Source organism: Amycolatopsis decaplanina DSM 44594, assembly GCF_000342005.1.
In the GTDB taxonomy this organism is placed as follows: Bacteria; Actinomycetota; Actinomycetes; order Mycobacteriales; family Pseudonocardiaceae; genus Amycolatopsis; species Amycolatopsis decaplanina.
Genome location: NZ_AOHO01000065.1, coordinates 57,082 through 71,144, shown reverse-complemented (window position 1 = coordinate 71,144; position 14,063 = coordinate 57,082). Strand labels below are relative to the sequence as shown.

Below are 14,063 nucleotides of genomic sequence, written 5' to 3'. Positions count from 1 at the left end.
AACTGAAATGGCACGGAAAACCCGATACCTCGCGCTGATGGCGACGACGGCGAGCACGCTCGCGCTCGCCGCGTGCGGGACCGAACAGCCGGCTGCGAATGCCGGAAAGGACGCGGCTCCGGCACCGGTCGTCGCGAATCCGGTGGCCGTCACCTATGACGGGGGAATCGTCCTGCTCGACGGGAAGACCCTGAAGGTGGCCAAGAACCTTCCGCTGGAAGGCTTCAACCGGCTCAACCCCGCCGGGAACGACCGGCACCTCCTGGTCTCGACCTCCACCGGGTTCCGGGTTCTCGACGCCGTCGGTGCCGTGCTCACGGACAACGAGCTGAAGGCGGCCAAGCCGGGTCACGTCGTCCGGCACGCCGGCAAGACGGCGCTGTTCGCCGACGGGACCGGCGAAGTGACCGTCTTCGACCCGAAGACGATCGGCACCGCGGCGTTACCCGCACCGAAACACAAGACGCCCGAAGCGCATCACGGTGTGGCCGTCGAACTCGAAAACGGCGAACTGGTCACCACCGTCGGGAACAAGGACAAGCGGTCCGGGATCGTGGTGCTGGACAGGGACAAAAAGGAGATCGCGCGCAACGAGCAGTGCCCTGGCGTGCACGGTGAAGCCGCCGCTCGCGGGGAGGCGATCGTGGTCGGTTGCCAAACCGGTGCGCTGATCTACCGAAACGGCGTCATCACCAAGGTGACCAGCCCGGACCCCTACGGACGCATCGGCAACCAGGCTGGCTCGGACGTATCCCCGATCACCTTGGGTGACTACAAGGTCGACGAGGCGGCCGAGCTCGAACGCCCGAGCCGGGTCTCCCTGATCGACACCGAGAAGGCCACGCTCAAGCACGTCGACATCGGGACCAGCTACACCTTCCGGTCGCTGGCCCGCGGCCCCCAGGGCGAGGCCCTGGTGCTGGGTACCGACGGGCAGATCCATGTGATCGACCCGGTGACCGGTGCGGTGACGCGGAAGATCGCGGTGATCGGTTCCTGGCAGGAACCGATCGAGTGGCAGCAGCCGCGTCCGGCGATCTTCGTCCGGGGCGGAACCGCCTACGTCACCGATCCCGGCAAAAAGGAGATCCACTCGGTCGACCTCGCCTCCGGTACGAAGACCGCGACCGGGACGATTCCGGGAACGCCGAACGAGGTCAGCGGCGTGCTCGGAGGATGATCCACTCGTGAGTGGTAAGGACGGTTCTAACCGTCCTTACCACTCACGAGGTGTTTCAGCGGCGGATGAGGCCGAGATCGGTCGCGGTGGCGACGGCGGCGGTACGTGAGTCGACGCCGAGTTTGGTGTAACTGCGGGCCAGGTGGGATTTCACGGTGCCCTCGGTCAGATGGAGCCGGTCCGCGATGGCCCGGTTGGACAGGCCGTCGGCGACCAGGACCAGGACTTCGATCTCGCGCAAGGTCAGTGCGGTGGAGGGCATCCGCATCCGGTTCATGAGCCGGTCGGCGACGGTCGGGGCGAGTGTGGTGCGCCCGGCGGCGGCGGTGCGCACGGCGGCCACCAGATCCTCGGGAGGAGCGTCCTTGAGGAGATAGCCGGTGGCGCCCGCTTCGATGGCGGGCAGCGTGTCGGCGTCGGTGTCGTAGGTGGTGACGATCAGGACGCGGGGAGCGTCCGGCCGCGCGGTGATCACCGCGGTGGCTTCGGCCCCGGTCATGCCGGAGCCGAAGCGCAGGTCCATCAGCACAACGTCGATGTCGCCTTCCGCGGCGCGGGCGACCGCTTCCTCCGCGGTCGCGGCTTCGGCCGAGACGACGAGACCGGGTTCGGTTTCCAGCACGGCGCGGAGTCCCGCCCGGACGATCGGGTGGTCGTCGGCCAGGAGGAGCCGGATCGGGGGTTCGGTCACGGGCGTTCCTTGGGTTCGACGGGCAGCCGCACGGACAAGCTGGTGCCCTGCCCGGGGGAGGATTCGACGGTGAGGGTGCCGCCCAGGGCTTCCGCCCGGGTACGCATCGCGGTCAGTCCGAAGCCGCTGTGTTCGGGATCGAAGCCGATGCCGTTGTCGGCGACATCGAGGGTGACGTGCTCGCCGAGGTAGCTCAAGGTGACCTCGGCGGTGGAAGCGTCGGCGTGCCGGACGGTGTTCGCGAGGGCTGCCTGACCGATGCGCAGCAACGCGACCTCGTGCGCTGTCGGCAGCGGAACCGGAACGCCGGTGAGGTGGAAGCGCGCGGTGATCCGGTGCCGGGCGCTGGTGGTGGCGCACAACCGTTGCAGCGCGTCGGCCAGCGTGGTGTCGTCGAGCGCGGGAGGTGAGAGGGCGACGACGAACCGGCGGGCTTCGGCGAGGTTGTCCGCGGCCGCTTGACGAGCCTGTTCGACGTAGCGGGCGGCGTTCCCGGCGGTGTCGGGCAGCGTTCTTTCCGCGGCACGCAACAAGAGTTGAATGCTCGACAGTCCCTGGGCGAGGGTGTCGTGGATCTCGTGGGCCAGCCGCTCCCGCTCGGCGAGCACCCCCGCCGCGTGCTGGGCTTCGGCGAGGTCGGCGCGGGTGGCGGTGAGCTCCTCGATCAGATTTCGGCGTCGTTCGCTTTCGCGGTACAACGCCTGGTAACCCCATACGACCGCGACCGCGACCGCTGCGCCGAGTGCCGGGCCGATCGCCGCGGCCGGGACGAAGGAACCCTGGTGGGCCGCGAACGCGGTGATCGCCGCCAGCGCGGTCGCGATCACCGCGAACAGGCCTTGGCGGCGCGGCAGCAGATGCAGCTGCAGGAAGTACAGCGGGAAGGCGACCCAGACACCGTCGGCGGTCAGCACCAGCAGGACCAGCCACACAAGGCCTACGGCGATCAGCCACCACATGGCGGCCCGCCGAGACGTCCTGACGCGGGGCAGGAGCGGGCCGGCCGCGTACACCACAACGCACGTCAGCGCCGCCGCGACGACCGCTCCCGCGTCGGGTGAGCCGTCGGTCACCGCCCGCGCGGCGGCCAGTGCGAGCAGGGCGATGAGCAGCAGGTGCAGACACCAGGTCAGCACCCGGCTGGTCGGGGTCAAAGCGGGCGCGGTGGTCACAGTGCGTCCAGATTACGGAGCGGGATCGGCGGGCGCCTCTATCCAAAGGTAGAGACGGCGTGCCGTCTTCCGGCGGGCGAAGTGCCATCTCCGGCCAGATGTCGTCGCGGTCACCGGCGGCGATCGTGGGGTGGTAACCAGCCCACCCGCCGGAGAGGACAGACCGAGCCGTGTTCGTCGCCTGGAGAGACCTGAGATTCGCCAAAGGGCGGTTCGCCCTGATGGGGGCCGTCGTCGTGCTGATCACGCTGCTGGTCGGCCTGTTGTCCGGGCTCACCGCGGGGCTGGGCGAGCAGAACATTTCCGCGATCACCGGCCTGCCCGCGGACAAGATCGTCTTCGCCGCTCCTGGTGACGGGCAGAGCCTCTCGTACGCCAACTCCGCGGTCACCGAGACACAGCGGCGACAGTGGTCCGAGACCCCGGGTGTCACCGGTGCCGAGCCGCTGGGCATCGCCACCACCAAGGCCACGGCGGCGAACCGCAGCACCGGGATCTCCGTGTTCGGTGTCCAGGCCGGTTCGGCGCTCGCCCCGGACAGCGAGAAGATCACCGGCGATTCGGTGGTGCTGTCGGCGCCCGCCGCCGAAGACCTCGGCGTCCGGAGCGGGGACACCATCGCCGTCGCCGGGCGCCCGCTGACGGTCGCCGCCGTCTCGGGGGACGCCTGGTTCAGCCACACCCCGGTGGTGTGGGCCGGCCTCGACGTCTGGGCGAAGACCGCGCCGCCCACGGGCGGCGAGACGAGCGCGACGGTGCTCGCGCTGGCCACCACGGCCGATGCCGATCTCGCGGCCACCGATCTCGCCGCCGGCACGAAGACGGTGTCGAAGAGCGACTCGTTGTCCGCGATCGGCTCCTACACCTCCGAAAACGGTTCGCTGCAATTGATGCGCGGCTTCCTGTTCGCCATCTCCGCCCTCGTGATCGGCGCCTTCTTCACCGTCTGGACCATCCAGCGCAGCGGCGACATCGCCGTCCTCAAGGCGTTGGGGGCGAGCACGGCCTTCCTGCTGAAGGATGCGCTCGGCCAGGCTGTCGTCCTTCTCGTCGGCGGCACCGCCGTCGGGACCGGATTGGCCGTCGGCCTCGGCACCGTCGTCGCCGGCTCCGCCGTGCCCTTCCTGCTGACTCCGGCCACCGTGCTCGTCCCGGCCGCCGTGATGATCCTGCTCGGCGCGCTGGGTGCCGCGCTTTCCGTCCGCCGCATCACTTCCGTCGACCCGCTGACCGCACTGGGGAGTGCCCGATGAGCCTGAGCCTGACCGGTGTCACCCTCACCTATCCTGACGGCGATTCCCGCCTCACCGCCCTCGACGACGTCACGTTGGAGGTCCCGCCGGGTGCGCTCACCGCTGTCGCCGGGCCCTCCGGCTCCGGGAAGTCGAGCCTGCTCGCCGTCGCCGCCACCCTCATCACCCCGGATCACGGGGCCGTCACCATCGACGGCACCACGACCACCGGTCTGACCCGAGGCGAACTCACCGAACTACGCCGCCGCAAGATCGGGATCGTCTTCCAGCAACCCAATCTGCTGCCGTCCCTCACCGCCGCCGAACAGCTTCAGGTCATGGCCCGGATCGACGGCCGCTCCCCGGCCGAGGCGCGTGGTGTGGCCATGGATCTGCTCGACGCCGTCGGGCTCGCGCCGCAGGCGGGACGTCGCCCGCATCAGCTCTCCGGCGGTCAACGGCAGCGGGTGAACATCGCCCGCGCGCTGATGAACGAACCCACCGTGCTGCTGATCGACGAACCGACGAGCGCCCTCGACCACGACCGCGGCGCCGCCGTCATCGACCTGATCACCCGCCTGACCCGCCAGCGCGCCACCGCCACCGTTCTGGTCACGCACGACCGCGTCCATCTCGCCGCGGTGGACCGGATCGTCGAAGTCCACGATGGACGGTTGAGCATCCCTTCACCGGCCCCTCTTTAACGCTCCCAGGCTGAACGGCCGAGAAGTACGTGAAGGCCCCCTTCATTGCGCTAGACGCAATGAAGGGGGCCTTCACGTACTTCGAGCAGGAGGAATCAGGGAAATGCTGGGTTTCGACCGCCAAGCCCGACATGGTCATTTTGACGGGTTCATCCCGGCTGTCGGGCGCGTAAAAGGATATCGTAACCTCCGACGAGCGATGGAATTCGTTCCGCTTTGCCACGCGGCCGCTCTGTCGAATTTCGAAGGCAATGCGAACACGTCATTCTTCTGACCTAATTCCATCGAACTCGGCTGTTTGCCGCCATAACCTTGCGCATTGTCGCCGGGTTATGACCTGCGAGAAACGGCCGGCCGATCTTTAGTACTTATGTAGGTACCCGAACAAAGTGTCTCGCACTACTTTCCAAACCTGTCACCCGCGCCAGGGCATCATGTCCGGCAGGCACTTCCGGACTCTTGCCGTGGACCCCGTCGCGAATACCCGTATTTGTGGCGGGTTGATTGTCCGAATGCAAACACGACCGAAGTGGCGATCTATTAAGGAAAATGGTGAATTTTTCCGCGAATCTCGATGTCAGCCTTGAGTCACCTTTACGGAAGAAGCGAAGCGAAGGACTGGTCATACGGAAATACGGCGGCTCGTCGCTGGCCACACCTGGAATGGTGAACGAGGTGGCCGCCGAGGTGGCCGCGATCGCCGAAGCGGGAGATCGGGTGGTCCTGGTCGTGTCGGCGATGGGGGACACCACCGACCGGCTGATCGCCCTGGCCGAGGAGTTCGCCGAACCACCCGTTCCCCGGGAGCTCGACCAATTGATGGCGACAGGTGAACAGGTCTCCGCATCGGTCCTCGCCATGGCCCTTGCCGAGCGCGGGGTCGCGGCCGTCTCGTTGTCCGGTGACCAGGCGGGGATCGAAGTGAGCGGCGAACCGGGCGCCGGAACCATCGTGCGGGTCGATCCCGGCAAGATCGTCGCGCGACTGCGTGACGCGCAGGTCGTCGTGGTCGCCGGGTTTCAGGGACGTGACGCCGACGGCGAACTGCTGACCCTGGGCAGAGGCGGTTCCGACACCACCGCGGTGGCGCTCGCGGCCGCGCTCGGCGGTTCCGAATGCGAGATCCGCACCGACGTCCACGGCGTTCGCACGGCCGACCCCCGGATCGTCCCGGACACCCGTCCGGTCCGGAAGATCTCCTACGACACCATGGTCGAGCTCGCCGGGCTCGGTGCCCGTGTGCTGCATCCCAGATCCGTCGAGCTGGCGCGCCGTCACGGGGTGGCGGTGCGGGTGACGCATTCTTCGGATCCCGGTCCTTCCACCGTCGTCACGGCGGGAGAAGCGTCGCTGGAAGGCACTCCCCGCGTCATCGGCATCGCGCATGAACGTGACGTGCGGCTGGTCCGGGTCGAGGTTTCGGCCTCCGGCCCGGACCATTACGCGCGCGTGCTCGCGATGCTGGCAGGCTGCGGGGTGAGACCGGACAACCTGAGCTGGCCCGATCCCGGCGAGCTGCGGTTCACCGTCCGGGGTTCGGAGCCGCCCGGCCTGCCGATCACCGAACTCGCGAAGGAACTGGACGCCCGCTCCACGGTCTTCGAGGATCTCGGCTCGGTTTCCGTGGTCGGCACCGCGCTCCTAGATCCGCCCGGGTTCCTGCCCGAGTTGCTGCGGGTCCTCGCCGACCACCGGGTCACGGTGCCGGCGATGACGACGTCGCAGTCGCGCCTCACCGCCGTCATCCCCGCAGACGCCGTCGACACGACCGTCCGAGCGCTGCACGATTCTTTCGGCTTGGCGGAGGACAGGGCATGAGCCCGTACGGACAGCCGTCGGGTCAGTTCACCACCGATGGCCTGGTCCTGACGTGCGACGGTCACGAACAGCGGGTTCGGTGGCGCGTCGGCGATCGGCTGGAGCAGTTGTACGAGCGGCTCTGTGACCGGTTGCGCGCGGACGGGCTCGGCGACCGCCTCGCGGTGGACGCCGGGAGCACGAAGCTCACGTTCGACGGCTTGGACGAGCAAGCCAACCGGCTCGCCCGGCACCTGCGAGCGCGCGGGGTGCGGCCCGGCGATCGGATCGGGTTGTTGTTCGATGAGCCGGTTCATCCTTACGTCGCGATGCTCGCCGTGCTCAAGGTCAACGCGGCGTACGTGCCCCTGGACGTGGGATTTCCGGATGACCGCCTGGCCTACATCGTCCAGGACGCCGGTGTCCGGCTCGTGGTGTCGACCTCCGGCCTGCGCGACCGGTTCGAGCCCGGCAGCGTCGATCTGGTCTGCCTCGACGAGGACTCGGACCGGATCGCCGCGCTGCCGGGCGACCGGCTCAGCGCGGCGGAGAAGGGCACTCCGGCGGACGAACTCTGTTACGTCGTCTACACGTCCGGCTCTACGGGGCGGCCTAAAGGCGTGACGATCGACCACGCTTCGATCTGCAACTTCGTCCGGGTCGCCGCCGACGTCTACGGCATCCAGGGCACCGACCGAATCTACCAGGGCATGACGATCGCGTTCGACTTCTCGGTCGAGGAGATCTGGGTGCCGTTGCTGTGCGGAGCGACGCTCGTGCCGAAGCCCGGCGGCGCCGCCCTGGTCGGCCACGACCTCCTCGAATTCCTGCGGGAGAACCGGGTCACCGCGTTGTGCTGCGTCCCGACGCTGCTGGCCAGTCTCGACGAGGACCTGCCGCTGCTGCGGTTCCTCCTCGTGTCCGGTGAAGCGTGCCCCGAAGATCTCGTGCGCCGCTGGTATCGCGCGGACAGACGTTTCCTCAATGTCTACGGGCCGACAGAGGCCACTGTCACCGCGACGTGGTCGGTGCTGCGACCGGATCGGCCGGTGACCATCGGGGTGCCCTTGCCCACCTATTCGGTCGTCATCCTCGATCCGGACGAGCCGAAGGCGCTGGCCGCGGGCGAACTGGGGGAGATCGGCATCGCCGGGATCGGGCTCGCCGGGGGCTATCTGAACCGGCCCGATCTGACCGAGCGCGCGTTCATCCCGGACTTCCTCGGCATCGGGCACAACCCGTCCCACCGCATCTATCGCACCGGAGACCTGGGCCGGATCACCCCGGAAGGGGAGATCGAGTACCACGGCCGTGCCGACACCCAGGTGAAGATCCGCGGGTACCGTGTCGAGCTCACCGAGATCGAATCGGTTCTCCTGCAGATCCCCGGGATCGCCCAGGCGGTGGTCGAAACCCACCATCCGGAAGCCGGCACCACCGAACTGGTCGCCTACTACAGCCTGCGACGCGACAAGGCGGACATCGATCCCGGAGAATTACGTCGTCGTCTGGCGGAACTGCTGCCGGGCTACATGGTGCCCGCCTACCTCGAACAGCTCGACCACATCCCGCTGACACCGGCGGGGAAGGCCGATCGCAAGCACCTCCCGGCACCCAGCGGCCCGCGAAGAGCGGGAAACGACGTCGACTACGTGGCACCTGCCACCGAGACCGAACTCCACTTGGCGGAGGCTCTGGGTGGTGTCCTCGGAATCGAGCGGATTTCGGCGACGGGGCACTTCTTCGACGATTACGGTGCCGACTCCCTGCTGCTGGCCAAGTTCTGCGCCGTGGTCCGGGAACGTGGCGACGTCGCGCCGCTGTCGGCCAGGGACGTGTACCTCAACCCCACCATTCGGGGGCTCGCCGGCTTGGCCGCCCCCGCGGCCCAGGTCACGGTCGCGCGTGCCGAGGAGCCGCTCCGGGCGTCGAGCGTTTCGTATGCCCTCTGTGGAGTGTTCCAGCTCTTGGCTTTCCTCGCCTACGCCGCCGGTTCGGGCTGGATCCTGGACACGGGATTCACCTGGATCTCCGCCGCGACGGGTTTCGTCGAGAGCTACGCGCGCGCTGTCGGAGTCGGGCTTGTCGTGTTCGTCGTTCTCTCCGTGGTGCCGATTCTGGCGAAGTGGGTGGTCGTCGGCCGGTGGAAGCCGGGGGAGATCCCGTTGTGGAGCCTCGGCTATCTGCGCTTCTGGACGGTCAAGACGCTGGTCAGGTTCAGCCCGCTGATGCTGTTCACCGGAACGCCGCTGTATTCGTGGTACCTGCGGGCGCTCGGTGCGGACATCGGCGAAGGCGCGGTCATCCTGTCCCGGAACCCGCCGGTCTGCACCGATCTGCTGAGCGTCGGCGCCGGGACGGTCATCCGGAAGGACGCCTACTTCTCGTGCTACCGCGCCAGGGCGGGCCGGATCCAGACCGGCCGGGTCACCCTCGGAGACCACGCCTTCGTCGGTGAAATGACCGTGCTCGACATCGGCACGGCACTCGGTGATGACGCGCAGCTCGGTCACTCGTCGTCCTTGAACGCCGGACAGTCCATTCCCGACGGCGAGAGCTGGCACGGGTCTCCCGCCCGTCTCTCCGCTGTGGACTACCGGGCGCTGGGAACGGTTCCGCGCGGCAGGCTCAGGCCGATCGTCTTCTGCGTGTCCAGCCTGCTGCTTCTGCTGCTGGTGACGCTTCCCGTGATGCTGGGCGGTGCGGACGTGCTCGTCGACCGCTGGTTCACCGCCACGGCGGACTTCACGAGCTGGGCCTTCTACCGCGGCCGGATCGCGGACTCGGCACTGCTGTACTTCGGGGCATTGCTCGCCGGGCTGACTGTCGTCCTCACGATCCCACGCCTGCTCGGCCTGTTCCTCCGGCCGGACCACGTCTACCCGCTCTACGGCAGGCATTTCGCGATCCAGCGGCTGATCGCGCGGCTGACCAACTTGCGTACGTACACGTACCTGTTCGGCGACAGCAGCTACATCGTGTACTACCTGCGCGCGCTGGGGTACGACCTGTCGAAGGTCCAGCAGACCGGATCCAACTTCGGGGTCGAGGTCAAGCACGAGACGCCGTTCCTCAGCACGGTGGGCACCGGGACGATAGTCTCGGACGGTCTTTCACTGCTCAACGCCGACTTCTCCGCCTCGTCATTCCGGCTGCGCAGGACGTCCGTCGCGCCGCAGGCGTTCCTGGGCAACGAAATCGCCTTCCCGCCGGACGCGCGAATCGGCCGGAACTGCCTGCTGGCGACCAAGGTCCTCGTTCCACTGGACGGACCTGTCCGGGAGAACGTCGGTCTGCTGGGGTCACCCGCGTTCGAGATTCCCCGGACGGTCCGGCGTGACACCGGGTTCGAGCACCTCGGCACCGGAGACGCCTTGCGTCAGGGGCTGAGAGCGAAGAACCGCCACAACACCGTCACGATCCTCGTCTACCTGCTCGTGCACTGGCTGCACCTGTTCGGAGTCCTGCTGATCGGCACGGCGGCCGGCGTCCTGCACGAGAGGCTCGGCCCACTCGCCGTCGGTGGCGGCATCGTGGCGACCCTGGTTTTCTCGGTGGCGTTCCTCATGCTGGCGGAACTCGCCGTACAGGGCTTCCGGGCGCTGCGGCCGAGGTTCTGCTCGATCTACGATCCGGTCTTCTGGCGGCACGAGCGGTTCTGGAAGCTCAGTCCCGCCCGCTATCTCGCGTTGTTCGACGGCACTCCGTTCAAGCCCTTCCTCCTGCGCCGACTCGGCGTCCGGATCGGCCGCCGCGTCTTCGACGACGGATGCGCGATCCCGGAACGGTCCCTGGTGACCATCGGCGACGACTGTGTGCTCAACCTGCACACCGTCGTACAAGGACATTCGCTCGAGGACGGCACGTTCAAATCCGACTACATCACCATCGGCGCGGGATGCACTCTCGGCACCGGCGCCTTTGTCCACTATGGAGTGACGATGGCGGAAGCGGCGATCGCCGAAGCGGACGCGTTCTTGATGAAGGGCACCGCGCCCCCGGCGCGAACCCGCTGGCACGCCAATCCCGCGGTCGAGCTCGACACGGCGGAAGAGATCACCGCGGCAAGGAGGCTGCCATGACCCACACCCCCACGGCGAGACCGGCACTGGCGCCTCGCGTCGAAGGTGCCCTGCCCGGCCCGCGCTCAGCCGAGTTCCTCGAACACCAGCGACAGTGGGAGTCCAGCGCGCGGGCGTATCCACGCCACCTGCCGATCGCGATCGCGGGTGGCGAGGGCAGCTATCTGTGGGACGTGGACGGGAACGTCTTCATCGACTTCCTGGCAGGCGCGGGTGTGCTCTCCCTCGGCCACAATCATCCCGAACTGGTACATGCGGCCTCCGGACAACTGAACGTGCTCACCCACGGCCTGGACTTCCCGACACCGGCGAAACGCGAGTTCGTCGACGCCCAGTTGTCCATGCTGCCTTCGAGCCTGCGCTCGCGGATGCGGATGCACTTCTGCGGCCCCGGCGGGGCGAACGCCGTGGACGCCGCCATCAAACTGTGCAAGACCGCGACCGGCCGTGGTGACCTGGTGTCCTTCCAGGGCGGGTTCCACGGCTCGAGCCACGCCGCGATGGCGTTGACCGGTCTCGTCGCGCAGAAACGGCCGATCGCCAACGGTGTGCCCGGGGTGCACTTCTTCCCGTACTCCTACTGCGCCCGGTGTCCGGTGGGCCTCTCGCCGGACACTTGTGAGACCAACTGCGTGGGCTTGCTGGAGCGATCGCTGCGCGATCCCAACGGCGGTATTCCCCTTCCCGCCGCGGTGATCCTGGAAATGGTGCAGGGCGAAGGCGGGATCATCCCGGCGGACCGCGATTTCGTGCGGCGTGTCCGCGCGCTGACCGCGGAGCTGGACATCCCCCTCATCGTCGACGAGGTGCAGACCGGGTGCGGCCGCACCGGAACCTGGTTCGCGTTCGAGCACTACGACATCGAGCCCGACGTGATCATCGCCTCGAAGGCCTTGAGCGGAATGGGACTCCCGGTGGCGGTGATCTTCTACGACGAGCGATTGGACGGCTGGGCGCCCGGTGCGCACACCGGCACGTTCCGGGGCAACCAGGCCGCGTTCGCCGCCGGTGTGGCGGCCGTCCACGTCGTCCGGCGGGACGACGTGCTGGGGAATGTCCGGCAGCGTGGGTTACAGCTCGCACAGCGGCTCGGCTCCCTGCACGGTCACCTCTGGGTCCGTGAGGTTCGCGGCCTCGGCCTGATGTGGGGGATCGAGCTGGCCGATCCGCGCGATGGCCGTCCGGCAGGCGGATACGCCCGCGCCGTGCAGGCGTACGCGTTGCGGCAAGGACTGATCGTCGAACTCGGCGGCCGCGACGACAGCGTGATCCGGCTGATGCCGCCGCTCACCGTGACCGCCGAGGAGATCGAACTCGCCTGCGTGATCCTGCTCGACGCGATCGAGCGCTGTGGCCCGCCGCTGCAGTGAAGTCGTGGCGGCTCGTCTCGTGAGTGGTAAGGACGGTTCTAACCGTCCTTACCACTCACGAGACGCGACCGTAGGACCGCCGCAGGTTGGTATTATTATACCGCTCAATGCTAAGGTGCCGGTATAATAATACCAACCTGTACGGGGATCCCATGATCGAACTGAAGACGCCCGCCGAGATCGAGCGCATGCACGTGACCGGGCGTTTCGTCGCCGAGGTGCTCAGCGAGGTCGGCACGCTCGCCGATGTGGGCGTCAACCTGATGGACCTGGAACACCACGTGCGCGGCATGATCGAACGACGTGGGGCGGAGTCGTGCTACTGGGACTACGCGCCATCGTTCGGCAAGGGCCCGTTCCGCAACGTCATCTGCCTGGCGGTCAACGACGCCGTCCTGCACGGCCTGCCCCACGACTACACGCTGCGCGACGGGGACGTGCTCACCGCGGACCTCGCGGTGAAGATCGACGGCTGGGCGGCCGACTCGGCGCGCACGGTCATCGTCGGGACACCCGCCGAGGAGGACCTGCGGATCATTCGCGCCACCGAAGAGGCGTTGGAGGCCGCGATCGAGGCCGCGCGTCCGGGCAACCGCCTCGGTGACATCTCCGCGGCCATCTGGGCGGTCGCCCGCGACCACGGCTATCCGGTGAACACCGAGTTCGGCGGCCACGGCATCGGCCGCACCATGCACGAAGAACTCCACATTCCCAACAAGGGCAAGGCGGGTCGCGGCCTGAAGCTCCAGCCGGGCCTGACCGTCGCGCTCGAACCCTGGTTCGCCCGCACGACCGACCGGATCGTCTTCGACGACGACGGCTGGACCATCCGCTCGGCCGACGGTTCACGCGCCGCCCATTCCGAGCACACGGTGGCCATCACCGATGGCGATCCCTTGGTCCTGACGCGGCGCGAGCACGAGTCGGCCGCCGGTCGCTTGCCGGCAAAGAATTCTTGCGACGTCGAGTGATCTTCGGCACCCGCGTTGCCTCTTCGAACAGCGTCGGCGTGCGCAACAGGCAGCTTCGCGAACTTTTCATTCTTCGCCGCTGCAGCGTGGATAGGCTCGCTCGCGCCCAGTCGGGCGACTATCCCTCTGAGGAAGGAATCCAGCCACAATGCGAAAGAGTCTCAAGAGGCTTTCGGTCGTCGGTGCGGCCGCCCTCGGTCTGCTCGTCGCGATTCCGGCGAGCCCGGCTTTCGCCATCGGCGAGGTCGCCTGCGGCAACAGGGACGACTTCGTCAAGCTGGACATCTCGTTCGGCAACGGGATGGGCACCAACCGGTGCTTCGCGAACGCCGGCGTCACCGGCACGAACATCGGCGGCGTCTACAACGTCTTCTCGGGCAACAACAAGGTGACGGTCAACTACGAACGTGACGGCCGGTACGAATCGTCCACCCTCGGGTACTGGCAGGGTGTCGGTTTCGCGGGAACCGTCCGGGTTTACGAGGTGCGCATCTGGTGACCGCCGCCTGAATCCGCGGCACGACGGAGGGCCGGGTGATGTGGCACCGCCCGGCCCTCCGTGATGGTCGCCGATCGATCGCCTCGGGGAAGTTCGACCGAAAACTCCGAATACTGCCCGTCACCACGGCGCGACCGTTAGAGTGAACGAGCGCAGTAGTCATCACCCCTGAGGAGTAGCAGTTCATGATCGCCGAGAGCGCGAACCAGCAGAGCGTGACCTTCCCGCAGGAAGCCACGCCGATCTTCGACCTGGTCGCGAAGATGGTGTCGCGGACGCAGACCGAAGACGAGTACGACTTCGACCGCGAAGCCGGTCTCGCGACCTCGGTGTAGCTTCCTGGTGCGGCACTCCGCCGCACCAGG

11 protein-coding genes are annotated in these 14,063 nt (G+C 67.7%); 9 read left to right on the top strand and 2 right to left on the bottom strand.

Annotated elements, in window-relative coordinates:
• The first annotated feature begins 7 nt into the window (after positions 1–7).
• Positions 8–1,180: a zinc metallochaperone AztD gene (gene aztD, locus H074_RS24230; protein ID WP_007032704.1), complete on the top strand. Its 1,173-nt coding sequence runs from the start codon at positions 8–10 to the stop codon at positions 1,178–1,180.
• A 55-nt stretch (positions 1,181–1,235) separates the two neighbouring features.
• Here the strand turns inward: aztD and H074_RS24225 are convergent, their stop codons facing one another.
• Both H074_RS24225 and H074_RS24220 read right to left on the bottom strand, forming a co-directional pair.
• A complete protein-coding gene (locus tag H074_RS24225; RefSeq protein ID WP_007032703.1) occupies positions 1,236–1,871 on the bottom strand; it encodes a response regulator in 636 nt (211 codons plus the stop codon).
• Positions 1,868–3,043, bottom strand: a complete 1,176-nt coding sequence (locus H074_RS24220) for a sensor histidine kinase (protein ID WP_007032702.1) — start codon at positions 3,041–3,043, stop codon at positions 1,868–1,870. Before H074_RS24220 ends, H074_RS24225 begins: the two co-directional genes overlap by 4 nt.
• 170 nt (positions 3,044–3,213) lie before the next feature.
• Here H074_RS24220 and H074_RS24215 point away from each other — a divergent pair, with 170 nt between their 5' ends.
• From H074_RS24215 to H074_RS41100, 8 genes are all read left to right on the top strand, one after another.
• Positions 3,214–4,296 (top strand): ABC transporter permease, encoded by a 1,083-nt coding sequence (locus tag H074_RS24215; RefSeq protein ID WP_007032701.1) that lies wholly within the window; start codon positions 3,214–3,216, stop codon positions 4,294–4,296.
• On the top strand, positions 4,293–4,979 hold the full coding sequence (locus H074_RS24210) for an ABC transporter ATP-binding protein (protein ID WP_007032700.1): 687 nt from the start codon (positions 4,293–4,295) through the stop codon (positions 4,977–4,979). Before H074_RS24215 ends, H074_RS24210 begins: the two co-directional genes overlap by 4 nt.
• A 549-nt stretch (positions 4,980–5,528) precedes the next feature.
• Complete coding sequence (locus H074_RS24205; RefSeq protein WP_083920489.1) at positions 5,529–6,797, top strand: aspartate kinase; 1,269 nt, start codon at positions 5,529–5,531, stop codon at positions 6,795–6,797.
• A complete protein-coding gene (locus H074_RS24200) occupies positions 6,794–10,858 on the top strand; it encodes a Pls/PosA family non-ribosomal peptide synthetase (protein ID WP_007032698.1) in 4,065 nt (1,354 codons plus the stop codon). Before H074_RS24205 ends, H074_RS24200 begins: the two co-directional genes overlap by 4 nt.
• Complete coding sequence (locus H074_RS24195) at positions 10,855–12,228, top strand: diaminobutyrate--2-oxoglutarate transaminase family protein (protein ID WP_007032697.1); 1,374 nt, start codon at positions 10,855–10,857, stop codon at positions 12,226–12,228. Before H074_RS24200 ends, H074_RS24195 begins: the two co-directional genes overlap by 4 nt.
• 152 nt (positions 12,229–12,380) lie before the next feature.
• Positions 12,381–13,199, top strand: coding sequence for a type I methionyl aminopeptidase (gene map / locus H074_RS24190; RefSeq protein ID WP_007032696.1), 819 nt, complete (start codon positions 12,381–12,383; stop codon positions 13,197–13,199).
• Between the two features lie 148 nt (positions 13,200–13,347).
• Positions 13,348–13,698, top strand: a complete 351-nt coding sequence (locus H074_RS24185; protein WP_007032695.1) for a beta/gamma crystallin domain-containing protein — start codon at positions 13,348–13,350, stop codon at positions 13,696–13,698.
• Positions 13,699–13,883: 185 nt separating this feature from the next.
• Positions 13,884–14,033: a hypothetical protein gene (locus tag H074_RS41100; protein WP_167333181.1), complete on the top strand. Its 150-nt coding sequence runs from the start codon at positions 13,884–13,886 to the stop codon at positions 14,031–14,033.
• The last annotated feature ends 30 nt before the right edge of the window (positions 14,034–14,063 follow it).